This is a genomic window from Floridaenema fluviatile BLCC-F154 (assembly GCF_041929135.1).
GTDB classification, from domain to species: domain Bacteria; phylum Cyanobacteriota; class Cyanobacteriia; order Cyanobacteriales; family Aerosakkonemataceae; genus Floridanema; species Floridanema fluviatile.
Genome location: NZ_JBHFNS010000058.1, coordinates 150,554 through 174,772, shown reverse-complemented (window position 1 = coordinate 174,772; position 24,219 = coordinate 150,554). Strand labels below are relative to the sequence as shown.

At 40.0% G+C, this 24,219-nt stretch carries 24 protein-coding genes; 13 read left to right on the top strand and 11 right to left on the bottom strand.

Features of this window, described 5'->3' with window-relative positions:
• The first annotated feature begins 17 nt into the window (after positions 1-17).
• From ACE1B6_RS15250 to ACE1B6_RS15230, 5 genes are all read left to right on the top strand, one after another.
• Entirely contained in the window at positions 18-1,556 is a 1,539-nt protein-coding gene (locus ACE1B6_RS15250; RefSeq protein ID WP_413258110.1) for a site-2 protease family protein, read from the top strand.
• Positions 1,557-1,647: 91 nt separating this feature from the next.
• Positions 1,648-2,439 (top strand): PIN domain-containing protein, encoded by a 792-nt coding sequence (locus tag ACE1B6_RS15245; protein WP_413258092.1) that lies wholly within the window; start codon positions 1,648-1,650, stop codon positions 2,437-2,439.
• A 27-nt stretch (positions 2,440-2,466) separates the two neighbouring features.
• Positions 2,467-4,080, top strand: a complete 1,614-nt coding sequence (locus ACE1B6_RS15240) for an FAD-dependent oxidoreductase (protein ID WP_413258091.1) — start codon at positions 2,467-2,469, stop codon at positions 4,078-4,080.
• Between the two features lie 7 nt (positions 4,081-4,087).
• Entirely contained in the window at positions 4,088-4,480 is a 393-nt protein-coding gene (gene gloA2, locus ACE1B6_RS15235) for an SMU1112c/YaeR family gloxylase I-like metalloprotein (protein ID WP_413258090.1), read from the top strand.
• A 497-nt stretch (positions 4,481-4,977) separates the two neighbouring features.
• Positions 4,978-5,481, top strand: coding sequence for a hypothetical protein (locus ACE1B6_RS15230; RefSeq protein ID WP_413258089.1), 504 nt, complete (start codon positions 4,978-4,980; stop codon positions 5,479-5,481).
• Between the two features lie 224 nt (positions 5,482-5,705).
• Here ACE1B6_RS15230 and ACE1B6_RS15225 read toward each other — a convergent pair whose 3' ends face one another.
• The 3 genes from ACE1B6_RS15225 to ACE1B6_RS15215 all read right to left on the bottom strand — a co-directional run bounded on the left by ACE1B6_RS15225 (position 5,706) and on the right by ACE1B6_RS15215 (position 9,072).
• Positions 5,706-7,868: a family 10 glycosylhydrolase gene (locus tag ACE1B6_RS15225; protein ID WP_413258088.1), complete on the bottom strand. Its 2,163-nt coding sequence runs from the start codon at positions 7,866-7,868 to the stop codon at positions 5,706-5,708.
• 320 nt (positions 7,869-8,188) lie between these two features.
• Positions 8,189-8,644: a peptide-methionine (S)-S-oxide reductase MsrA gene (gene msrA / locus ACE1B6_RS15220; protein WP_413258087.1), complete on the bottom strand. Its 456-nt coding sequence runs from the start codon at positions 8,642-8,644 to the stop codon at positions 8,189-8,191.
• Positions 8,645-8,670: 26 nt separating this feature from the next.
• Positions 8,671-9,072 (bottom strand): hypothetical protein, encoded by a 402-nt coding sequence (locus ACE1B6_RS15215; protein WP_413258086.1) that lies wholly within the window; start codon positions 9,070-9,072, stop codon positions 8,671-8,673.
• Between the two features lie 204 nt (positions 9,073-9,276).
• On the opposite strand from ACE1B6_RS15215, the gene ACE1B6_RS15210 reads away from it, so the two are divergent.
• Positions 9,277-9,744, top strand: coding sequence for a hypothetical protein (locus ACE1B6_RS15210; RefSeq protein WP_413258085.1), 468 nt, complete (start codon positions 9,277-9,279; stop codon positions 9,742-9,744).
• Positions 9,745-9,755: 11 nt separating this feature from the next.
• On the opposite strand, the gene ACE1B6_RS15205 is transcribed toward ACE1B6_RS15210, so the two are convergent.
• The 5 genes from ACE1B6_RS15205 to ACE1B6_RS15185 form a co-directional block, all read right to left on the bottom strand.
• Positions 9,756-10,274: a DUF29 family protein gene (locus ACE1B6_RS15205; protein WP_413258084.1), complete on the bottom strand. Its 519-nt coding sequence runs from the start codon at positions 10,272-10,274 to the stop codon at positions 9,756-9,758.
• A 38-nt stretch (positions 10,275-10,312) separates the two neighbouring features.
• The gene (locus tag ACE1B6_RS15200; protein WP_413258083.1) at positions 10,313-10,831 is read right to left on the bottom strand and encodes a DUF29 family protein; all 519 of its coding nucleotides are present in this window, start codon (positions 10,829-10,831) and stop codon (positions 10,313-10,315) included.
• A gap of 6 nt (positions 10,832-10,837) precedes the next feature.
• The gene (gene coaBC, locus ACE1B6_RS15195) at positions 10,838-12,034 is read right to left on the bottom strand and encodes a bifunctional phosphopantothenoylcysteine decarboxylase/phosphopantothenate--cysteine ligase CoaBC (RefSeq protein WP_413258082.1); all 1,197 of its coding nucleotides are present in this window, start codon (positions 12,032-12,034) and stop codon (positions 10,838-10,840) included.
• Between the two features lie 56 nt (positions 12,035-12,090).
• Complete coding sequence (isiD, locus tag ACE1B6_RS15190; protein ID WP_413258081.1) at positions 12,091-12,303, bottom strand: protein IsiD; 213 nt, start codon at positions 12,301-12,303, stop codon at positions 12,091-12,093.
• Positions 12,304-12,546: 243 nt separating this feature from the next.
• Positions 12,547-13,176: an alpha/beta hydrolase gene (locus ACE1B6_RS15185; RefSeq protein WP_413258109.1), complete on the bottom strand. Its 630-nt coding sequence runs from the start codon at positions 13,174-13,176 to the stop codon at positions 12,547-12,549.
• Between the two features lie 502 nt (positions 13,177-13,678).
• Between ACE1B6_RS15185 and ACE1B6_RS15180 the strand changes: the two genes are divergently transcribed.
• From ACE1B6_RS15180 to ACE1B6_RS15170, 3 genes are all read left to right on the top strand, one after another.
• Positions 13,679-14,929, top strand: a complete 1,251-nt coding sequence (locus ACE1B6_RS15180) for a vWA domain-containing protein (RefSeq protein WP_413258080.1) — start codon at positions 13,679-13,681, stop codon at positions 14,927-14,929.
• A gap of 84 nt (positions 14,930-15,013) precedes the next feature.
• Positions 15,014-16,534 carry a bifunctional phosphoribosylaminoimidazolecarboxamide formyltransferase/IMP cyclohydrolase gene (purH, locus tag ACE1B6_RS15175; protein WP_413258079.1) on the top strand — a complete coding sequence of 507 codons (1,521 nt, stop codon included), beginning with the start codon at positions 15,014-15,016 and terminating at the stop codon, positions 16,532-16,534.
• Between the two features lie 135 nt (positions 16,535-16,669).
• Positions 16,670-17,578, top strand: a complete 909-nt coding sequence (locus tag ACE1B6_RS15170; RefSeq protein ID WP_413258078.1) for a 2OG-Fe(II) oxygenase — start codon at positions 16,670-16,672, stop codon at positions 17,576-17,578.
• A 19-nt stretch (positions 17,579-17,597) separates the two neighbouring features.
• Here ACE1B6_RS15170 and ACE1B6_RS15165 read toward each other — a convergent pair whose 3' ends face one another.
• Positions 17,598-18,881 (bottom strand): ankyrin repeat domain-containing protein, encoded by a 1,284-nt coding sequence (locus tag ACE1B6_RS15165; protein WP_413258077.1) that lies wholly within the window; start codon positions 18,879-18,881, stop codon positions 17,598-17,600.
• A 213-nt stretch (positions 18,882-19,094) separates the two neighbouring features.
• Between ACE1B6_RS15165 and ACE1B6_RS15160 the strand changes: the two genes are divergently transcribed.
• Positions 19,095-19,565 carry a DUF4079 domain-containing protein gene (locus ACE1B6_RS15160; RefSeq protein ID WP_413258076.1) on the top strand — a complete coding sequence of 157 codons (471 nt, stop codon included), beginning with the start codon at positions 19,095-19,097 and terminating at the stop codon, positions 19,563-19,565.
• A 61-nt stretch (positions 19,566-19,626) separates the two neighbouring features.
• Here the strand turns inward: ACE1B6_RS15160 and ACE1B6_RS15155 are convergent, their stop codons facing one another.
• Positions 19,627-20,331: a DUF1997 domain-containing protein gene (locus tag ACE1B6_RS15155; protein ID WP_413258075.1), complete on the bottom strand. Its 705-nt coding sequence runs from the start codon at positions 20,329-20,331 to the stop codon at positions 19,627-19,629.
• A gap of 353 nt (positions 20,332-20,684) precedes the next feature.
• Here ACE1B6_RS15155 and ACE1B6_RS15150 point away from each other — a divergent pair, with 353 nt between their 5' ends.
• Entirely contained in the window at positions 20,685-21,344 is a 660-nt protein-coding gene (locus tag ACE1B6_RS15150) for an SDR family oxidoreductase (protein ID WP_413258074.1), read from the top strand.
• A 47-nt stretch (positions 21,345-21,391) separates the two neighbouring features.
• Positions 21,392-22,183, top strand: a complete 792-nt coding sequence (locus ACE1B6_RS15145) for a glycoside hydrolase family 24 protein (protein ID WP_413258073.1) — start codon at positions 21,392-21,394, stop codon at positions 22,181-22,183.
• Positions 22,184-22,315: 132 nt separating this feature from the next.
• On the opposite strand, the gene ACE1B6_RS15140 is transcribed toward ACE1B6_RS15145, so the two are convergent.
• Positions 22,316-22,762, bottom strand: a complete 447-nt coding sequence (locus ACE1B6_RS15140; protein ID WP_459563031.1) for a metal-sensing transcriptional repressor — start codon at positions 22,760-22,762, stop codon at positions 22,316-22,318.
• Positions 22,763-22,938: 176 nt separating this feature from the next.
• Here ACE1B6_RS15140 and ACE1B6_RS15135 point away from each other — a divergent pair, with 176 nt between their 5' ends.
• Entirely contained in the window at positions 22,939-24,174 is a 1,236-nt protein-coding gene (locus ACE1B6_RS15135) for an HhoA/HhoB/HtrA family serine endopeptidase (RefSeq protein WP_413258072.1), read from the top strand.
• The last annotated feature ends 45 nt before the right edge of the window (positions 24,175-24,219 follow it).

The following is a 24,219-nucleotide window of genomic DNA, read 5'->3' as shown; positions in this document are numbered from 1 at the left end:
GAGCAAAAATTTTGGAAATGTTTACTGCATCAGAAACTCCTGTAATAGCAATTATTGTCTTCGTCGCTTTGGTAATATTAATCTGGGGATTTCTCCGAGCTAAACCTTTCGGTAAGTTAGGGATTTTAGCTTGGTTACAATCAGTGGTATTAATGGCTCCTTGGCTATTATTCTTTGGGTTGTTTGCGGCAGGAATTTATATTAACTTAGCCGCTATTTTGTTAATGTTGGTAGTTTCATCAGGGTTATATATTTACTTAGGTAGACAACTCCGCGCTGCCGGACAAGATGCCTTACTGCAAGAAAAAGCGGCAAAAATGAGTCAAAATAATCAAGATTCGCCACATTCACCCGCAGAAACTACCCCAGAAGCATCTGGCTCCGACAATGGTAAGGCAAAATCAGAATTCTTGGGTATTAAAGAACCGCTGCCTATTCCAGAGGAAGATTTAAAGGCAATTCAAGGAATTTTTGGTATTGATACCTTTTTTGTTACTGAAACAATTCCTTATCAAGAAGGTGCAATTTTTAAGGGAAATTTGCGCGGAGAAGCGGAAAGTTCGCACGATCGCCTATCCGCTGCTTTAAAGGAAAGAGTGAGCGATCGCTATCGTTTATTCATGATCGAAAATCCCGAAGGAAAACCCACAATGGTGGTTTTACCTAGCAGCAACGACCCGAAAGTTTCGACGATTACTCAAAAGATTTTAGCTGTGGTTTTGGCGATCGCTACTATATTCACCTGTTTAGAAACTGCTGGTTTCTTCTTGGGATTTGATTTGTTTAATAATTGGAACCGAATTAACGAAGTCTTACCAATTGCCGCCGGAATTTTAGCTGTTTTATTCGCCCATGAAATCGGTCACAGAGTCATGGCAAAACGCCATAATATCCGCCTAAGTTTACCTTATTTTATTCCCGCTTGGCAGTTAGGTTCGTTCGGCGCAGTTACCCGGTTTGAATCACTTTTACCCAACCGGAAAGTCATGTTTGACATTGCCATAGCTGGGCCAGCTACCGGAGGAATAGTTTCTTTGTTAATGTTAATTATTGGCTTAGTTCTTTCCCATGAAGGCAGTTTTTTCCAAGTTCCCGCCGAATTTTTCCAAGGTTCAATTTTAGTCGGAACTCTAGCCAAAGTTGTTTTAGGTTCCGCATTGCAAAAACCTTTAGTTGATGTTCATCCCCTCACCGTAATTGGTTGGCTAGGTTTAGTAATTACCGCCCTGAATATCATGCCAGCTGGACAATTAGATGGGGGACGAATAGTTCACGCAATTTACGGACGGAAAATTGCTTCTAGAGCCACATTAGCAACTTTTATCTTTTTAGCGATCGCCGCCTTCGCTAACCCAATTGCCATCTACTGGGCTATCATTATTTTGTTCCTGCAAAGAGACTTAGAAAGACCCAGCTTAAACGAAATTAGCGAACCAGATGATGCCAGAGCCGCATTAGGTTTGTTAGCCTTGTTTTTGATGATTACCACCTTAATTCCCTTGACTCCCGGACTAGCGGGAAGATTGGGAATTGGCGGCGCAAATAATATATTTTAGATTTGCGATCGTTAACAGTCATCAATTCTTTAATTGATGACTAAAAACAATCCAAAATCTCAAATCAAAAATCTAAAATCCTGTGATAGTCATGGCAACAACACCGCCTATTGCAATTCTTCTCGACCTCAGTTCGATCGTCGGTAGCAGCATCCGCGAATGGCAAGAATACTCCCGCATTGGCAACTGCTACCTCCCCCAAATCATCTATGAAGAAATCGAATTTCTCACAGGTCGAGCCCCAGAACCAGAAGTAGAAAAAACCGCCAGAGAATTTACCCGCTTCTTTCCCGAAAGCGGTTGGCAACTAACCAACGCCCACGCCGTACATCCCACCCTCAACCCCGCTGCTGGCAAAGACCTAAGCAAACAAGCCAGACTAGTAATATCCGTAGCTCAATGTATGTACGGTTTCGCCCAAGAAAACCCCGATAAATTAGTAGTTTTTGTCTCCAACTCTCAACCAATACTGCAACGAATTCCCGCATTAAAAACACCCAATCTTTGCGGCATTACCAGAGCAGCATTATTGCAATGGGTACGCACAAACCAGCAACCACCAGCAGTAACTCAACAACTACAAACTTTTAACAATTCCCCTATCTCTGGAGAAACTTCTCAACCCCAACCTCTCCCTAAAATACCTGCAAAACCAACTGCTTCTCCCCCAAATTCCCCAGTAATGACTGGCCCCGCCTCAGCTGCCCAAACCCCAACAAAAACAAGACCTAGCAGCAGCGGTTTACTAACAAAAATAGTTAGTAGTTTAATAACTTTAATTATCCTAGCTGTATTAGGGTTAACAGCATGGCGTTTCATTCAACCACAAAGTTTCAATCAATTTTGGCGACAAACTGGTTTACCAGCACTTCCGGGCCAGTAATTACTGAATTGATGGGAGTTAATTACTTTGATTAATTTTGGCTCTTTATTCCCAACTCAAACCTCTCCCAGTCGAGTCAAAACCTACGACATTATCGGTTTTGGAGATGAACTTCCTGGGGTATTTGCTGTAGTCACTGCGGCGCGAGAATACCGTCGTCGTACTAACAAATATCCCAGAGTTCTTTTACTATCAAAAGGTAATTTACAGCAAGGTATTGGCGGTCATTTAGTCAGAGGCAAACTCGCCTATTTAGATAGAAGCCAAATTGACAAATCAGTGCGAGATGCTCTCAATTTAGAAGCCTTTGGAGATCCTCCAGCTATTTATGAAGAATTTCTGCAAAAAGCTAATGTCAGTCTAGTTTCCCTTGACCCGGCTCAAGCTAGCACCGTTCTAAGACAAATGCTAACTGAAGCAAATGTTGATTTTATTAGCAATGTCGGAATTAAAGCTGTTAATAAACAAGCTGATAAATTGGTTAGTATTATTACTTTTACTGACGAAACTTTCAGCGCCAAACAGTTTATTGATGCCACAGTCAATGCCGAATTAGCTCAAGCAGCAGGAGTACCAAAATTAAGAGGTTTTGAAACTTTTGGTTTACCGGAATCCGAACTAGCCGTTACCTTAGTTTTTGAAACTCAAGGATTAACAATTACCGAACTGAGAAATTACGAATTACAGTTGCTTAAACGCTTTACTAATTTCGCAGATATAGAAGCCCAAAAATGGTTATGGACAGCTGCGGGAAACAACGACCAGCTAGTACAACAACTGCGAAAAGATATGGTAGATGCTCAAGGAAACTTGAAAACTCTTTGGGTAGGTGCAGATTATCTTTTAGTACGTTCTCCTGCACTTTCTGTAGCTTACCATTCTTTCCGCAATTTAAAGTTTTCCCTGTATGAATCAGGAATGCTTTTTGATAAAGCAAATGTTGCCATTCTTCCCGGAGGAAGACTTTCTTGGAATTCTTTATTATTCCCTGCAACTGCTTCCGAAGCCGAAGCTTTAGCGAAAAATGGCGCTCAACCAACTTCTGCCATGCTGTCAGAAATGAATTACCTAGAAAGATGGTTTAAAAGTATTGGAGCAACTAATTTAATTGTTGCCTCTGAACTTTATATTAGACACGCTGGCAATGTGACTAATGTGGTGCAATCTCTTGATGGTGCAGATATGTTAATGGGTGGCGTTTCTAATAGTGAAGCTTTGGGTACTTTTGGCTATTATTTTGATGTCCGTGGCGGAATTGAAGGCATTGCTGCCAAAGCTTATGCTAATGGTTTTACCAAATTGAGTTTTCCATTACCTGTTTACAATGTTGGTTTTCAACACACATTAATTAAGAATGTACGTAACTTAGCTGTTGTTAGTCCAGGTTCCGGTTTTACTGGTATGGCTTCTGCTTCCGGGAGAATCGTAGAATATAATTCTGGTGTTGGTCAAGCTTTAGGTATTGCCGCAATTACGGCTTTATTAACTAACAGAAATTTGGCAGATATAACCAACCGAGAAGTTAGACAAATTTTAGCGGAAACTAAACGTTTACCTCGCGTTTTTGGGATTCCTAAAATTGCAGAAGCGACTAGATTAGCTGCTTTTGAATCTGCCTTGGGTAATATTTTTGTAGCTTAATGAGATTATGAAAACTACAGGCTTTCATCATGTGGCGATTATTTGTTCCGATTACGCCAAGTCGAAAAAATTTTATGTGGAAGTTTTAGGTTTTTCGGTGATTCAGGAAACTTTTAGGGTGGAACGCAATTCCTATAAGTTAGATTTACGGGTTGGTGAAAGTGACCAAATAGAGCTTTTTTCTTTTCCGAATGCTCCCCAAAGAATTAATAATCCTGAAGCTTGTGGACTTCGACATTTAGCTTTTCAAGTGGACAATCTTGATGCAGCGGTTGCTAGTCTTCAATCTCAGGGTGTGGCTGTGGAAAATATTCGAGTTGATGAAATTACTGGTAAACGATTTACTTTTTTCAAAGATCCAGATGATTTACCTTTAGAAATATACGAAACAATTACATAATTTGCTACTTTTTATAATTTATTACATAACTAAAAGCTCTGTTACTGCCAATACTGCTTTGTGAGGGATTGACTAAGAAGATAAATACTGATATAATTATCAGCCGCTTAATTGTCGATCGCAGCCAACTTAACATTTTTTATGATTAAATGTCAGCTTTTTTACACTAAATTCCGTATTTTCTAGGTGTGAAAATAGCGAAATAAAAAGCAAACTATTACTATAGGATTTCAGTTTAAGTTCCCTCAAAAACCAACCTTTTACGGATCTACTACTGGGTGCAATTGCTTGCTTGTTCTGAAACCCTTTTGTGATGCCAGTGCGACTCTTACTAAATTTGAATCGCTCTCCATCAAGCTTAAAGCTATATTGCAATAGCATTATAAGCACACCCGATAAGAAACTTTATAAAGTTTTCTGGAGTTTTTAGGAATCGGGGTGTAGTCTCTACTCTTGAGAATGCTCTTTGTTAACGCCATAGATTCGCCAAGCTTGCTATGGAAAATACATTTAATACTGGCGCTATTAAAGCAACGCTTAATAAAACTGCTAAAACCTCTAGGCAACCAAATCCCTTGGTTTTAGCTTTGTTTTTCACGACTATATTATGCTTTGCTGTTAAACCATCAATTACTGGAAGTAGTAAGGTTGCTGTTACTTCTGGTGCTTCACAAACAGCTTTATCTAAGTCGGTTGCTGATGCAGTAGTGAAAGATTTGTCGAAACGATCGGGGTTGCCAAAATCAGAATTAAAGATAATTAATGCTCAACAATTGGTTTTGAGCGATCGCTGTTTAATCAGCAAAAACTCTAACTTCCTCTGTGTTGAGTCAGAAATATCAGGGTGGCAAATCACTATAGCTAGCGGAAAAAAACGTTGGGTGTATCGCACAAATAATTCTGGTTCAATGTTGAAACTAGACAACGGTGATACTACACCTAAACACCATAATCAAGGAAACGCTTTTGCGAGCTATTTTTCATCAATTAGTCATGGGTGATTGGGTATTGGGTACTGGGTACTGGGAGGAAGTGGGAAATTTTGGATATATAGCAGTTCTCATAATGGTGCGGCATACATATTGTAGGGGCGGGTTTAGCTGAAATCCTTGCTGTGTGAAAGATATACCAATCAAAACCCGCCCCTTGAAGTACCGCATCCAAACGAGAAACACTATAGTTGAAATATTTTTCCCCATCTTCCCACTTCCCCACTTCCTCTTCCTTAACGAGGAGGTTTCCAACCTACAAAAATATTAGGTCTTGGCATCTGATTTGGGAATATCTTTTGCAAAGCTGACTGTCTTAATGCAGGGGGTTCTTTGGTTAGATTCCACAAACTTTCATAGAAGAAGAAAGAAACTCCTGAGAATCCCCAATTTCTGGCAACTTCTACTTGTTCTATTACTTGTGACATTGGAACAGCTTGAGGTTTTACTCCGGTGATAATGCCGATCGCTACCGGAATACGCCGTCTTGCTGCTTCCACTTCGGGACGTTCAATTTCTGCAATAAAGCGATTCAAATCGTTGCGATAAACTTGTAAAACTAGTTCTTCAATTAATCCTTGTTCTTCCCATCTTTGCCAATCAGTCAAAAAGTATTTATAGGAAAATTCTTGAGGATTGGGAGATACAGAAATCACAATTTTAGGTTTACGCTGTTTAATTGCGCGGTGAATGCGCTGCATATATTGAGTAATTTTGTCTGCTCTCCAGCGTACCCATTCGGGGTCTTGAAAATCATCTGGGGGAGGTTGTCCTCCGTGTTCTTGTTGATAAAGCGCCACAGTGTATTCGTCATAACCTAACTGGGAAGGGAAACCAAAATGATCGTCAAATTGAATGCCATCAATATCATATTTGGTGACAATTTCTAGGATTAAACTTTCAATAAACTGCTGCACTTCCGGGTGAAAAGGATTCATCCAAACTCTTTGATGTGGCCCTTCATTCCAAATTTGGCTACCATCCTGACGTTTGAGAATCCAATCTGGATAAAGTTGCGCTATTTGGGAATCTGCTGGAGCCATAAAGCCAAATTCAAACCAAGGAATTACAGCCATACCTTGTTTATGTCCTTGGGTAATTACTTCCTGCAAAACGTCCCGATCGATCCCTAATTCTGGGTCAATATTTTCGTCTGTTGGTGTGACTAAACGTTGACGACTTCCTACTATTGGTTCTGCTACTTCGCTGGGATAAAGTGTGTAACCCCAATTCCAAACTGTGGGATACAAGGTGTTAAAATTTAGCTGTTTTAGATTAGCGATCGCATCCGAAAGTTTGTCTCGATAAAACATCACATCGCTATCAATATTTGTCAGCCAAACACCTCTAATTTCCGTTGTTCTTTCTAATGTTTGCGGAGTAGGTTTTCTAATTACAGCTATGGGATTTAGGGGGGTGTTAGTTACATTTGCCGTAGTTCTGGTTGTCTCAGCAGTTCTATTTATATTTGTCTGCGAAGTTGGTGTTTCGATCGAAACTGCTGCTGGAGATGTTGCTTCCGCAGAGGTTGATAATCTCGAAGTAGTCGCCGAACTTGGTGCTGGATTCGGTTTTATTTCAGTTGTTTGTGATGTAGAACTTGATGCTGGATTTGGTTTTATTTCAGTTGTTTGTGATGTAGGACTTGGTGCTGGATTCGGTTTTATTTCAGTTGTTTGTGTAGTTTGAGGCGTTTGATTTCTAACTGCGGTTGTAGTTGTGCTAGGAGAACTAATTCTAGCAATATATTGTTCGGGAATTACTTGAGAATTTCCCAACGCTTGACATAAAAAAGTTGCTACTTCTGCACGAGTAACTATTTTGTTTGGTTTGAGTTGGCGAACATTCGGATAATTAACAATTAGTAGTTTTTCTGTGGCAGCAGCAATGGCATTTCGAGAATTTTTGGGAATTTCTGGTGCGTCGTCAAATAGTGTTTTTAAGGTTTTTTCAACTGGTTGACTGGGTGAATATTTCAACCCCTTAACCAAAGATAGTAAAACTTGTTCTCTCGTCAGCTTTCGCAATGGGTTAAAACTTTCACCAATATAAGCAGAAACGAATCCTGTTTGATAAGCTTGACGAATCCCGTTAGCTGCCCAATAATTGGAGGGAATATCGGCAAAGCGAATTGGCTTTCTAATTACAGGTTTGTCAGGAAAAGCTTTACTAATTATAGTAGCAAATTCGGCTCGATTGACTTGGGAATCGGGACGAAAATTGCCATTTTCATCAGCAGTAATAATTTGTTTTTCTACTAGTTCTTTGATGCAAGGTTGTGCCCAATGTCCTTGAATATCAGCAAGTTTTGTTTGCGAGTACGATCGGCTGGGTATTAACACCGCTACCATCATACTTAAAGCTATTAAAAGGGGAAACCATCTGCGTTTTTTTAACATATTGTTCGCTCCGATCGCACCTAAAAATTAGGTTGCAAAAACCACTTTCTCAACTTGATTGAGAATTACGCCAGTTCTCGGTTACAACCTACTGGAAAATAGGATAACTTGGTCACTGTAATGAGAAACAATCAGTAGATTAGCACTAAAACTTATTTAGCAAGCAGGAAATTTTGACTATATGGTTAGAAAATATTCAATGCTTTGACTCTAATAATCCTGATGATCCTGATATCTAAAAATATTCGACACCATTAGTAGGGTGCGCCAGATTATAAATCTAATCGACAAAGCATTAGGGTTTGACTATCTGACGTACCCTACAACTTCTTCTTGGCAAAATATTGTTGATGTTCCGCTGCTGCTAAATAAAATTCTCCCACAGGCTTTATTTCTGTAACAATATCTTTATCATATTTTCCCGAATTTTGCAATTTTTGTTTAGACGCTTGGGCGGCTGCTTCCTGTTCTGGGGTATGAAAAAATATAGCAGATCTGTATTGTTCGCCTCGATCGACCCCTTGTCGATTTAATTGGGTTGGATCGTGACAAGTCCAAAATATTTCTAATAATTCATTATAGGTAATTTGAGACGGGTCATAATCAATTTGTACTGATTCTGCATGACCCGTAATTCGAGAACAAACATCTAAATGGCAAGGATTAGGAAAATGTCCACCTGTGTAACCAACTGCTGTGGAAATAACGCCTTTAACTTGGCGAAAAGTCTCTTCAACTCCCCAAAAACAACCAGCTGCAAAAGTGGCTTTTTCCATGTTTCCCGATTTTAATTACAGTAATTTTAGAACATTGAAGGCTTGTCGCCTTCTGTAGGTTGAGGGACAATTTTGTTAGCTTCCAGACAACGCTTAAATGCGACTTCTGCTTCAGTCGGATTGGGGTTATCTGTTGCTTTTAATGCCCCTACTAAGCGATCGTTTCCCATTTTATCTAATGGTCTGTCTAAATCAGCAGTGCTATTATTATTTCCTTGTTCTAAATATTTTCTACATTCAGCAATAGTATCAATGCGTTGAGTTCTGGCTTTAGAAATGTTGGAATCTCCCTGAGTGAGATGAGTATCTTCGTGAGGAGTATTAACTGCTGCGATCGCATTTGGCGAATTGAATATCCAAAAATTAAGAATTAACAATCCAGCCAAAAATATTTTACCAATCTGCCGCCAATTTTTAGTAACTTTCATCACTTGCAATTCCTTGATTTCTACCTGATGCTTACTCTGACATCTTAATTAATCAGCAATTTTCAGCCATACTCCTTGGGGAGGAATAATCTCCGGGAACTAAGGAATGGGTAAATAGCGTCTAGAATTATTGTATTGAGAAGCGGTACGTGCTAACACATACGCTACAACCAAATTAGATAATTAAAGCCTTTTGACACTGCCATGAAACATTTTACTCATCAATTCTCAACAAATTCAACCATTAAAGGTCGCATTTTTCCAGTATTTCTTTTAGCAGCAATCTTTTATTTAGGTGCTAATTTAACCCTGGTTAACTCTGCGGTTGCTTATCCAGAAATTAGCGATCGACTTCCTGGGAAAATTGGGAATTTTCCCAGTAGTTTGGTTAGTGAAAATATCTCGAATCGTCCGACAAATACTTTACCAGATGCTATAGCTAATGCTGTGAAAAAAGACTTATCTAAACGCACTGGAATTGCTTCTGAAAAGCTAAGAATTACCAACTATAAACAAGAAACTTGGCCTAATGGTTGTTTAGGCATTTCTGAACCAGATCGAATCTGTACTCAAGCATTAGTTCCGGGATGGCGAGTTACTATAACTAATGGGCAAAAAACTTGGGTTTATCGCACTGATAATAGTGGCAGAAATGTTCGTATGGAAAAGTAACTTTTTCGGAATTATTCTTGACCTTCCAAGCAATCTTTACCGCCAGGTAACTGAATTAAATATCGATCGATAATGTCAGGTAAAACAGTTATTGAATGCTCATAAGTTAGCATAACTAACTGTTTTGCTGTGGCTGTTAACTCGGTTTTATCCAGCATATTGGAAAGTTGCGCTGGTTTTAATCTTCCATTTAACACTTCCACACTTGCCGGACGAATTGCTGCTGATATTGATTCTTCTAACAAAGGTTCCCATTCATCTGGTTTGATGTAATAGGATGTTTTATTATCTTGGAGATTCAAATCTTTAATTTTAATAATAGAATCAGAAATCGAAGCAACCCAAGAATTAGTTAAACGCTGTTCAATTTGGTTTTTAATTAAGTGAATTAACAATCTCACAAGAAACGATTTTATATTTCGTATAACCGCTTGTCTACTCATTCCTTCTAATTCATCAACAATGAACAAAGCATCGTCATAACGACCTTCAAGAATGCTATTTTTTAAATCAATTAATTCCTGAGTCATAACAACACCTTCTTACTGAAAAAATTCAAGACAAACAATCATCTTCTCCCTGCTTTCCAATCTTCTCCACCTGGTAATTGAGTTAAATATTCATCAATTATAGCAGGTAAATTTCTAGATGAATATTGATATGTTAAATTCAGTAAGCCTTGGGATATTTGGATAAGTCGCTGTTTATTCACCATTTCTAACAATTCTAACTCAGTATAAGCACCATTCATTACTTCTACGCTGGCATCACGAATTGCTGCTTCAAATTCATCTTCTAACATTGATTCCCATTCATCTTCCTTGACATAATAAGATGTTTTATTATCTTGTAAATTTAGCTTTTTAATTTCTCGAATTGAACCTCGAACGGAAGCTGCCCAAGATTTTGTTAATCGCTGTTCAATTTGGTTTTTAATTAGGTGAATTAGCAATCTCAGTAAATAGGATTGGATATTTCGCAGGATAGCTTGTCTACTCATTCCTTCTAATTCGTCAACAATTGTTAAAGCATCATGGTAACGACCTTCAAGAATGCTATTTCTTAAGTCGGTGAGTTCCTGCGTCATAAAAACCTAACCTAATTCTTGAACAAAATCATACAAAAGATGTGCCATTTCTAATTTAGAACAGGGAGGGATTTCTACTTGTCTTCCTTGGGAATCTAACAAGATAGCTTGATTGTTTTCACTAGCAAAACCGCTGTTTAATTTATCAATGGGATTAGCCGCGATCGCATCCAGTTTTTTCCGCTGCAACTTCTCCAATGCAGGTGTCACAATATCTCCTGTTTGTGCTGCAAAACCAACTAACTTTTGATGCGGTTGTTTTAAATTGCCTAACTCTGCCACAATATCCGGGACAAATGCCAAATCTAACGAACTAGGAAGAGCTTTTTTTGGTAACTTTTCCCTGGCATAATTGGCAGGTTTCACATCTGCCACAGCTGCGGACATAATAATTAAATCAGCACTAGAAAAATGCTCTAACATTGCCTTTTGCATTTCGGCGGCGCTCATTACTCCTACAGTTTTTACACCTAACGGAATTTCCCCATTTATTGGCGCATGAACTAAGGTTACTGACGCACCTCGATGTAAAGCTGCGGTTGCTAAAGCTAATCCCATTTTGCCAGTAGAAGGATTACCAATAAATCGCACCGGATCTAAAAATTCCCTCGTTCCCCCAGCACTAATTAAAACTCGTTTTCCAGTTAAATCTTTTTTGCCTTTAGTATGTAATAAACTTTTAATGTGTGCGATAATTTCTGAAGGTTCAGCCATGCGACCAGAACCAATGCGATCGCAAGCCAAAACCCCCGCCCCAGGCCCAACACTGTGATATCTGGGATCGGCAAAAACCTGTTGCCAATTGCGTTGTACTGTCAATTGTTCCCACATATCCGTATTCATCGCAGGTGCTAACAAAATCGGACAAGTAGAAGCTAAAACCGTATTAGTTAATAAATTATCCGCAAAACCATGAGCAAGTTTCGCTAAACTATTCGCAGTTAAAGGCGCAATTACGAAAACATTTGCCCATTCACCTAATTCAATATGTAGCGGACGACCATGTTTTGCTTGCCAAAAATCTCGATCTGTAAAAGCCGGATTACGAGAAAGAGTAGCCAGGGTCAAGGGAGTGATAAACTCGCAAGCCGCAGCAGTTAAAATAACCTTGACCTCGACCCCTAATTTTGCTAATGCAGAAACTACTTCACAGACTTTATAAGCAGCAATTCCACCACCAATGCCAATCAGAACCTTTGCCATTTGTAAGATTGAGAATTTCAGATTAACTCTAATTTAAAATCTAAAATTCTACATGGTCAGGCTTCATCATAAGCTTCCATATCTAACAGATGAATGTAAGGTTCAATTAACTCTGGACGTTGGAAAGCGATCGCTCTTAGTAGATGCCAATCATCCAGTCCTTCAAAGACATTAGTGTAGTCATCCTCCTCTAAACGCGCAGCTAGTTCAGCTACATCTGCTGGAGTCATCGCAGCTATATCACGCTTCACAATGCTTGCTGTAGTCATCTCTCGGCACCTCCCGTCGCAGCTTAGAGTCAATCGATTTTAGATTTGGGATTTTAGATTTTGGATTCTAGACAGGCTACACCCATTGGAGGTGAGTCACATATCTACAAAATCTTCCGTCAGCGATCTTGAACCTAAAATTGGTCAACTGGTCAAATACAGTTACCGCTACTATCTTACCCTTAGCTAACTAAGCGTAAATAATTACCAATTATTTGCAACAAGTCGCAGATACCTTTTGAATCAAGCTTTGGGGACTTCCTGAGACATCACCTGCAACACAAAACTTCGCATTAAGTTCAGAACTGCTGGTATAACTTCATGCCCCATATTAAACTCTTGATACTGTACCGCTACCCCTAAACTAGTCAGCATATCCCTAGCATTTTCACCAGCAGTTACCGGAACAATTGAATCCCTCGTTCCGTGAACAATTAAAGTTGGTGGAAAAGCATCAGCTTTTGTTCCTTCCGCAATCGGATGCAAATAGCCGCTGAGACTGACTAAACCCCCTAATGGCAAATTTAATCCCACATCCAGCGTCATCGCCCCACCCTGCGAAAATCCACTTAAAATCGTCCGCGACAAGGGGATACCAGTTTCACTTTCTAAGTCAGAAAGCCAATCCGTAAGAAGTTGGCGACTCTCGTGAATACCCTCATTTTGCTGAAAGTCGTACCAAGCCCTTCCCACTGATGAGTAAGGATGAGGAAAAGGCGCATTAGGAAAGAAAAACTGATAATCCGGTAAGTTTAAAAAAGGTGCTAAGTCAGCTAAATCTTCTGCATTAGCACCCCAGCCGTGTAAAGCGACAATCACCCCTATTGGCGCTTGTCCGGTTGTTGGTGGAATGGAAATTACTTGAAGTGACAGAAGTTTGCTCCTAAAAATCAGACTAACGCTTTTGATTTTAGAGCAAGATTTTGGAAAAGCCGATCGCCAATTTTAGTTTCCGTAGGATTATTAAATCAATCTTAAGAATGACTATTACGTAAATACACATAAACCCCAGTATTGTGAAGATTCAGTGAAGTTTTTTGCCAGATTGTATATTTATGAAACTTATTTTGTAGAATTGACCGTAGAAATACTGTGAACCAGCAGGTAAGACTTTTTTCACTTAGTCAAATTATACCTATTTCACTAACTACTATTATTTCCAACTTGGGTGATGAATCTACAAGATTATTACGGAAAAATATCTGGTTTATCACCAGAAATTGTCCTACGTACTTTAACATGAAACGATCGACAATGCTAAAGATTTTTACTCGGTTTCATCCATAAATTTTCCGAGTAATTTTGTTTATATACTTGAACTATTTATGATTGCTTAAATTGATCGTTACCTTTCGTTCCCAATGGAGTTCCGTGGATGCAAGTACCACAAATTGAATTAATTCCCTTACGTGCTGCTATTTGTTCAGACGTGCCATCAGATTTGGATGTTCTGATTAGAATTATCCCACCCGCACCTGAACAAGACTTACAAAGACCACCTTTGAATTTGTGCTTAGTAATCGATCGCTCTAGTTCCATGAAAGGAAGAAAAATCGATTATGTTAGAAGAGCAGCTTGCTACGCAGTTCAACAACTTTTAATGACCGATCGCGTCAGTGTAGTAGTATTCGATCGGGCAGTTTGTACCTTAGTAGACAGTACATTTGCGGTTGACAAAGCTGATATTATTCATCAAATTCAGCAAATTCAACCAGGATACGGAACCGCCCTCCACGCAGGTTGGCAAGCTGGAGCAATTCAAGTGATTAAACATCTTAATTCCCAACATTTAAATCGGGTAATCTTGCTTTCCGACGGCTTTAGCAGCGTTGGCGAAAAAAACCCATACACCATTGCTACAGACGTTTATGGTTTAGCCCAACATGGCGTAAGTACCACCACAATGGGTGTCGGTAATCATTATGATGAAGACTTACTCACCTCAATGGCAAGACGAGGAAATGGCGGTTATTATTACATTCAATCTCCCGAAAAATTACCGATTATTTTCCGCACCGAATTACAAGATTTAATGGCAACAGTAGGACATACTGTTAGTTTAGGAATCGATCCGCAAGGAGCAGTGGAAATTGAAGATGTTCTTAACGATTTAGAAACAGATCAAAGAGGCAGATTTCAATTACCAAATTTAATTATGGGTAATCCAATGGAAGTAGTGGTAAAATTGCAAGTTCCCCCAGTACCACAAACTACAGACCTGTGCTATTTCCGCTTAAACTGGAAAAATCCCAAACAAGAAGAACCACAAAAAATTTGGACAAGTCTGCGCTTACCCGTGATTAACTCAGCATCAATAAGTGAATTTCCTCCCAATTTAGAAGTTCAACAACGAATGTTATTAATGATGGTAGCCAGGGTGAAAAAAGAAGCGGTACGACATCTCGATCGCGGAGATTACGAAATGGCAAGTAAACTACTCAAAGATGCTAGATTACAAGTACTAAACGCCCCCCAATCACCATTACTAGATAAAGAAGCTCAAGCATTAGCTAACTTGGATGCAGACTTACAAGCAAGGCAAATATTAAGGTTACGCAAACAAGCAAGCTTAGAAACTTACGACATTACCTTAACAAATCCCCGCATCTTAGACGACAGTATTTAAGTTTTAATAAATTAATAATTTTTCAATTTCCAGTTATCAGGTAAGATCGCTAATGGTCTATCAATTATAGGAAATTTTAAGGTCATGGCGCGTCTAGCACTGCTGAGTACCTCAGATAAAACTGGATTAGTAGAGTTTGCCCGAATTCTCGTAGAAGAATTTCAATTCGATTTAATCAGCAGTGGAGGAACCGCTGTTACTTTGAAAGAAGCGGGTTTACCAGTTACAAAAGTTTCCGACTATACAGGTTTCCCTGAGATTTTAGGCGGAAGAGTGAAAACTCTCCATCCGCGAATTCATGGCGGTATTTTAGCCAGAAAAGACTTACCAGAACATATTAAAGATTTAGAAACTCACCAAATTCGCCCCATAGATTTGGTAGTAGTTAACCTTTATCCTTTTGCACAAACCATTGCCAAACCTAACGTAAGTTTAGCAGAAGCAGTAGAACAAATCGATATCGGTGGCCCCGCAATGATCCGCGCTGCTGCGAAAAATTTTGCTCATTTAACCGTATTATCTAATCCCGATCAATACGAAAATTATCTAACAGAATTGCGCCAAAACGGAGAACCAAGTTTTGCTTTTCGCCAAGCTTGCGCCTTAGCAGCATTTAGACATACTTCCACTTACGATTTAGCAATTTCTAATTATTTAGCAACTGATGAGTCCTTTTTTAATGTTTCAGGAAAACAGTTACAACCCTTGCGGTACGGAGAAAATCCCCATCAACCAGCTGCTTGGTATCAAACAGGAACCGTTGCTACTGGTTGGACAGCTGCTACTAAATTACAAGGTAAAGAATTAAGTTACAACAATTTAGTAGATTTGGAAGCCGCTAGAAGAATTATTACCGAATTTAGTGACACTCCCGCTGCGGCAATTTTAAAACATACTAATCCTTGCGGTGTTGCTTTAGGTAATAGTTTAGCTGAAGCTTATGAAAAAGCTTTTAATGCTGATTCAGTTTCCGCTTTTGGGGGAATTGTTGCTTTAAATCAACCAATCGATGCAGCAACAGCAACCGCAATGACGCAAACATTTTTAGAATGTATTGTTGCGCCCGGTTGCGAACCAGAAGCACAGGAAATATTAGCCAAAAAATCCAATTTGCGCGTGTTAACTTTAGCAGATTTGAAAACTGGGCCAAAGCAAACAGTTAAGGTAATTGCTGGCGGTTTGTTGGTGCAAAGTTCCGATGATGCGGAAGAAAATACTACTCAATGGCAAGTAGTCACAGAAAAGCAACCAACTCCTGAAGAATTGGCAGAATTATTATTTGCTTGGAAGGTTTGTAAGCACGTTAAATCTAATGCTATTGTAGTGACAAAAGACAACACTACTCTTGGTGTGGGTGCAGGTCAAATGAATCGCGTCGGTTCGGTGAAAATTGCTTTAGAAGAAGCAGGTGAAAAAGCCCAAAATGCTTTTCTCGCTAGTGATGGTTTCTTTCCTTTTGATGATTCGGTAAGAACCGCTGCGGCTGCGGGAATTAAGGCGATCGTTCAACCAGGCGGTAGTCTCCGCGATCAAGATTCGATCGCAGCCGCTAACGAATTAGGTATAGTTATGGTATTGACAGGTATCCGTCATTTTCTCCACTAGAACTTTTGTTTTTCAAGCAGTAGTAAATAAAGAGGTAGAAAGATAGGGAGTAGAGGAAGTGAGAGGAAGTAAAGTAGGTAATTACTTCCCTTATCTCCTCACCTCCCTTGGTAGATTGTCATTGAGAATTTAGTTATGGAATTTCATTTAGAGGCGATCGCATCTGCAAAAGTTAAAGTTAATATTCTCCTAAATGGAGGGCATAACTACACAATTTGGCTAAAGACAAATTCGCCACTCTTACACAGTCTTTTAGCTGTAATTAGAGGGAAATCTCAACAGCAAACAGAGCCATCATCACAATGGTTTCATATACCCTTAGAAGAAGGTAATACCGCTTTATCTTTCCCCCAAAGTTCCCTCGTTGGCTTAGTAACTGAACCCCCATTACTATTACACAATCCTGCTGCAAACGATCTGCAAGGAACAAATATTTTGACTTCTCCCTACATTCAAATTGACAACTTTTTAAGTGAAACAGAGAAGTTAGAATTAATTAATTATAGTTTAGAAAAACAAGCAAATTTCGTAGATACTGGCACTATAACTAACACCGCTTATCATCCAGATCATCGAAAATCTGTGGTTTTATATCAGTTCCCAGAAGTTTCGGAAATCTTTCTGCGGCGGTTAAGAGAAATCATTCCCTTTGTCCTCAATAAGTTGGGAATGGGATTCTTTCCAATTTCCCACATTGAAGCACAACTAACCGCCCATAATGATAATAATTACTTCCGCTTACACAGTGATAACGGAACTCCCGAAACAGCTACTAGAGAATTGACTTATTCCTACTATTTTTATCGGGAACCTAAACCTTTTTCTGGCGGAGAATTACTACTTTACGATCGGATAATTCATAACTCCTCCTACTATCCAAGCGATCGCTTTCATACCATAGAACCACGTAACAACAGCATAGTGTTTTTTCCCAGCCAATGCTATCACGAAGTCTTGCCAGTAACTTGTGTTTCTCAAGCATTTGCTGATAGTAGATTCACTATTAACGGTTGGGTGCGTCGGGACGAAAGTTTTCAGTTTTGAGCTTTGAGTGTTGAATTATTTACTCTTGAGATCCTGCGGCTTCCAGTAATCTCACGATATCAGAATAACCGTTTGATTTAGCGATCGCTAAAGCCGTCATTCCATCCCGTTTCTGATTCACATCTGCACCCGCAGCCAACAAAACCTCCACCGCTTCCCCATAACCTCTAGAAACTGCCCAAATTAAAGCAGTCGCACCCAAATTATCTTGTAAATTAACATCAGCACCAGCTGAAATTAACAATTCCAACATATCACTACTACTATTTTCTGCTGCTTTAATTAGTGGAGTCTTACCACCATCCGCAGCCAAATTAATATCCGCACCACCCTCTAATAAAAGCTGAACCATCCTGACATTACCATTAGAAACAGCCAAAGTTAAAGCCGTTTCATCAAAATTACTCACATTACAATCAGCCCCAAAATTTTGTAAAATAGCTACAATTTGGTCATGATTATGCAAAGCTGCTAACAGCAAAGGCGTATCACCAAGTAGATTTTCTGCTTGAAAATTTGCTCCCTTATCTAACAGAAGTTCCACCACAGAAATATTCCCTTCCACCACAGCTAAATGCAAAGCTGTTTCCCGATCGGAATCCTGAGCATTAAGATCGGCACCTTTATCCAGTAAACTTCGCACAATCTCCGTATGACCCCCAGCCGCTGCGGAAATTAACGCCGTCCATCCATCAGGATTTTTTACATTCACATCCGCACCAGCAGCTAACAGTGCTTGAACAACTCCCAAATGTCCTTGGTCAGCTGCTAAAGTCAAAGCCGTTTCCCCACCGCTAGTTTGATTCACATTCGCACCAGCCGACAATAAAGCCGCTACCACATCCGTAAAACCACTGTTAGCTGCTAGAGTAAGTGCCGTATCTTCATCGCGATCTTTTAGATTCACTTCTGCACCAGCAGCCAGCAACAGCTGTACCACTTCCCAGTTTCCCTTAAAAGCAGCTGCCATTAATGCCGTGCTTCCTTCATCATTTCTGGCATTTACATCAGCGCCATCAACAATTAAAGCCTTAACTACATCCACTTGATTGCTAGTAGCAGCCAATATTAAAGCCGTCAATCCATTAAGTTTTTTTGGCTTATTAACATTAGCCCCAGCTTCTAACAAAAGCCTGACTATTTCTATATAGCCATTGCGAGCCGCAAACATTAAAGGAGTAGTGCCATCTTTATCAGTAGAATTAAGATTTGCACCCTGAGCTAGTAAAGCTTTTACTCCATTAATGTCACCAGTCTGTGCTGCCCGTCTTAATAAGACATCTTTATCTTTAGTGGAGATCATGCCTGTCCCTCTTTCCATTCCACTCACTGACAACTTAGCGTTAAATCTCAAATTTGAGAAGGCAATACCCCCGATGTTATGCCAATTGTGCAGCTATATGATGCAAATAAGGCGATTTGTTACAAAAGAAACATCGGAGATAATTTGAACTATACAAAGAAGGGGAACAATATATGCTAAGTTTTATAAAGTTCCTCCCATTTGTAAGAGTCTATGAGCTTGGAAATACCTACCTCTGTAAAAGTTTGGAGCCAATTTATTCACCCCACTTTGATGTGGATTCTCTTTGCTTTGTCCCTTTATGCCCTATACTTGGGCGTTTTAGTGCGACGTACCAGAAGCGCAGAAGGGGAAGCGAAAAAAGAGCTAATCAAGGGTAAGTTTAACATCAAACATTACCAAGTAGGCTCTCTACTTTTAGCAGGGATGATAATTATTACCCTAATTGGCATGGGTGTTACGTATATCAATAATGGCAAATTGTTTGTTGGCCCGCATTTGCTTGCAGGGTTAGGCATGACAGGTTTAATTGCTACTTCAGCTGCACTTTCTCCCTTAATGCAAAAAGGGCAAAATTGGGCACGCTACAGCCATATCTTCTTAAACGTTGTACTTTTGGTTTTGTTTGGTTGGCAGGCATTTACTGGAGTTGAAATCCTACAAAGAATTATCAGCAAAATGTAACCAAAAATACAGGGAATTTCAGAAATAAAACCCTAATTTATATTTAATCTGAAATTCCCGATTACTGCCTTTTAGATTTTTGGGGTAAAGGTAGTCCTAAGCTGCTGTGAAAATCTTCTTGGACTTTTTGAGTTAAGCGGCGATTTACTTGACGGACAATTTGGGCTAATAAGCGATCGCCCGTAGTTTGAATTAAAGATTTAGGTAAACGATAAATAAACCGGGGAAACTTAATAAACACAGCTAAATCAAGTTGCCATTCTATCCTGGTAATTGTACTAGGTGAATCCGCGTTTGTCTGTGTATTTCCCTCAACTAAGTCAGCATTTACCTCAATTAATTTCATCGCTGCATTGAAATCCACGTCATAACCAGGAGTTACATAACCAGGTATAGAAATTGTGCGGATACGGTAAATACCAGCCTCCGGTGGTAACAGATGTAAACCGATTTTTGGCTCTACTTCATAACCAAAAGAACCAAACTTTCCGATTACTAAAGCATAGCCATTTTCCCCTAACGGCTCAGCTTTCATCGGTTGAGCACAGCGGCGAAACCACTCATGATGAGCATTCAGATACTCAGCAACTACCTGCGGCGGCGCAGACATCTCCATACAATCTTCAAAATAACCATGAAAGCGAAATGGCTCTAATTCTTCAGCAGCTTGCAGATTTTGCTCTTCTGCTTCCGAAAAATTTTGTCTAAAATCCAAAAGCGTCTCAGATAGTTCGATCGATTGATACTCGCTGTATTGTGATTGCATAGATGCTATCCTAAATTGTTTATAGGTTGTCTATTTTCAGGATGCCCATTCACCAGGAAAAAAGTTACATCTAAGTTGTGAATTTTAACGTAGAAAATCAATAATTGCTAAGTTCTGATTCTAGAAATATCTCCTTCTCTGGGACACTCCTTTGACAGTAATAAATACTCCTCTAGAGAGAAAGCGGTTGCATATAACTTTCATATCCTGGTAAAATCAGCACGCTTAGAAAATCCATCCAGATCTGCTCCACACACCGGACGATCGTTGGAGCGAGTCCTATCTCCATTTGGGTTAGGTAACTCAAAAAGAATCTCATGGTAAAAACGATGCTAACTAATATAGCTTGAAGCATGAAAGCATTTGTAGCCGGGGCAACAGGCCAAACTGGTCGCCGAATTGTCCAAGAATTGGTGAAGCGGCAAATTCCTGTCCGTGCTTTAGTGCGAGACTTGGAAAAAGCCAAAGGATTACTGCCAGATCGAGTAGAGTTAGTAGTTGGCGATGTACTACAACCTGAGAGTTTAGCTCAGGCGATCGGAGATAGTACAGTCCTACTTTGTGCCACTGGCGCTAGTCCTAGTTTTGACCCCACAGGCCCTTACAAAGTAGACTACGAAGGCACCAAAAACTTAGTCGATGTTGCTAAGGCTAATAACATTCAGCACTTTGTTTTGGTTACTTCCCTTTGTGTGTCCAAGTTTTTTCATCCACTAAATTTGTTTTGGTTGATTTTAGTTTGGAAAAAACAAGCTGAGGAATATCTCCAAAATAGTGGTCTAACCTATACAATAGTCCGCCCTGGTGGTCTGACTAATGAGGAAAATCCCCAACAAGTTGTGATGTCTGTCGCTGACACTTTATTTGAAGGTAGAATACCCAGAACTAAAGTAGCGCAAACTTGTGTCGAGGCATTACTTCAACCAGCAGCGGCGAATAAAATTGTGGAAGTTGTGGCTCAGCCGGAAGCGAACCAGGAAAATTGGCAGGAACTGTTTGCTAGTGTGATATGAGATCGCATTATGGAAACAGGGTTTTATTGAGTTGAGGAGTGGGCATTTTGGCTCGAAAATTGGCTCGCCAGCGTTCTGCAAGAGGCAAAAAAAAGTCAGATTTCACTCTCAAGCGGGTGACAGTAGCCAGTTCAGTAGCAGCTGTGGCGCTGGTTTTCTGGCTAATTAGCTGCCAAGCTATCCAACGACAGTCATCAGGTTATTTTAGTTGGCAACGTAGTCAAAAACAGCTTTCCGAACCAAGGTTAGCCATAGATTTACTTGCAGATACGCTTGTGACTAACACTGTTACCAGTCCAGCAGATGTTATGATTCAACCGTTAATGATGACTGGAGGCGATCCTTATATTCGCGCTTTGATGCGAACTATTTCAGCCAGCGAGTCAAATGTACCAAATCCCTACGCGGTACTTTATGGCGGGAAACAGGTACATGATTTGAGTCACCATCCGCAGTTATGTGTAACTATAGTTACTGGCCCTAATCGGGGTCGATGTAGTACGGCAGCCGGACGATATCAAATATTGTACAAGACATGGGTAGAAAAAGCGGAACGTTATCACCCGAAACCTTCACCTTTTTTATTTTGGACTGGGTATAGTTTTGAACCTGAGTATCAAGATGCGATCGTCTACGCTTGGTTAAGCGATCGCCAAGCCTGGGGAGTCGATATTGCCAAGCTTCTACGTCAGGGAAAAATTGAGGAAGTATTACGTCTGCTTTCTGGGACTTGGACAAGTTTAGGATATGGTATAGAAGATAACTCAATGAGCCAATACTTACCAGAAATCTATCAGAGAATGCTTAAAGAAGAGCTACAGATAGCTAGCCAAAATTAATTACTCCAAAACCACCAAAAAACCCCAGTTTTTAGGCTGGGGCTAGAATTATCAGGGTGCATCTAGTATTATTTCTACCCATCGAGATTACCTGAATCCGGGAAAAACAACAAAATTTTTGGCGGAATTTTATTAAGGCAGAAATCGATCCAAAGCTGCCTTCAACTCTTCAATTTCCGCTTCGATGTTACCCTCTTTTGCTGCCCGACCAATACAATCAGTCAAGTGTTCATCTAAAATCATTCGGGCGACTCGATCCAAAGCACCTCGAACAGCGGCAATCTGCACTAATACATCAGGACAGGAACGGCTTTCTTGTACCATTGATTTGATGCCGCGAATGTGACCTTCAATCCGAGACAGGCGATTAATTATTCTTCGTAAAGATTCTTCTGAGTGTACATGATGATGAGTTGGGCGATCGTGATGTGAGGAATCGTCCGGGTGGGAATGATGAGTGTGGGTATGGTCTACACTCTTACCTACGGGCGATCGTTTCCGAGTTTTATTTGTATTAATCAAACCTGCTTCTGCTTCTGTCTCAGAACCAGGAAAAATTTCGTCTTTAGATCCAATCATCACTTACAAGCTATCAATATTGATAATCCTAACTTAAATGACAACAAAACTACCAAAATCAAAGTTGAGAGCCACCTCCAGAAGTAGCATCTAGAATCTGTAAAAATAGTGATGGAAACTCTGCGCCGCAAATACTGAAGCTTTAAATAGCACAGTGGAGTTAAAAAAGCAACATTATGCAAATAACGAAGATTCTTTCCTTTTCCAGTCGTTTGCTCAAATATAGCCTTGCCACTCTCTTGGGAGCCGTAATTTTTTGGAGTGCAATGGCAGGATTACCTTTTGAGGCAATTGCTCAAAATCAAGTAGAGACGTTTCAGGAAAACTCTTTACCTACATTACCCAACTCATCGACTACGGAAGTTCCCCAAAAAGTAACTTCCCAGCAACGGAACAGCAGCTTTGTTACCGACGCTGTTAATCGCGTTGGCACAGCAGTAGTAAGAATTGATACCGAACGTACCATTACCCGCAATGTCGATCCCTTTTTCGACGATCCATTTTTCCGGCGTTTTTTTGGTGAAGACTTTGCTATGCCAAGGGGCCCGCAACAAGGACTAATGAGAGGTCAAGGTAGTGGTTTTATTATCGATAAAAATGGTGTAATTCTCACCAATGCTCACGTAGTTGACCAAGCGGATAAGGTTACTGTAACTCTGAAAGATGGACGCACTTTTGCGGGGAAAGTGCAGGGAGTTGATGAAGTAACTGATTTAGCGGTGGTAAAAATTGACCCCAAAGGTAAAGTTTTACCTGTGGCACCTTTAGGAGATTCTTCTACAGTGCAGGTGGGAGATTGGGCGATCGCAGTTGGTAATCCACTAGGATTAGATAACACCGTTACCCTTGGTATTGTCAGCACTTTAAAACGACCCTCCGTAGAAGTAGGAGTTCCCGACAAAAGACTTGATTTTATTCAAACTGATGCCGCGATTAATCCTGGTAATTCTGGTGGCCCATTATTAAATAGTTCGGGAGAAGTAATCGGAATTAACACCGCAATTCGTGCCGGAGCAATGGGAATTGGTTTTGCTATTCCGATCGATAAAGCCAAGCAAATCAGTAGTCAATTAGCCCAAGGAAAAACTGTTGCTCACCCTTACATCGGCATTCAAATGGTGACTTTAACACCACAATTAGCCAAAGAAAACAACAGCGATCCTAATTCTCCCCTGACCATTCCAGAAATTTCTGGAGTATTAGTCATGGGTATTTTGCCTAATACTCCCGCGGCTCAAAGTGGCTTGCGTCGGGGAGATGTCATTGTAGAAATTGATGGTCAACCTGTTACTAATGCAACAGCTTTGCAAAATGTTGTTGAAAGTTCTCAGGTAGGACAAACACTACAATTAGTTATCCGACGTGGTGAACAAACTCAGAAACTCTCGATTCGGACAGCACAATTAACTTAACAAAAAATTCCTAGCAACTTGCCCATAAAGTAAAAAGTTAAGAGT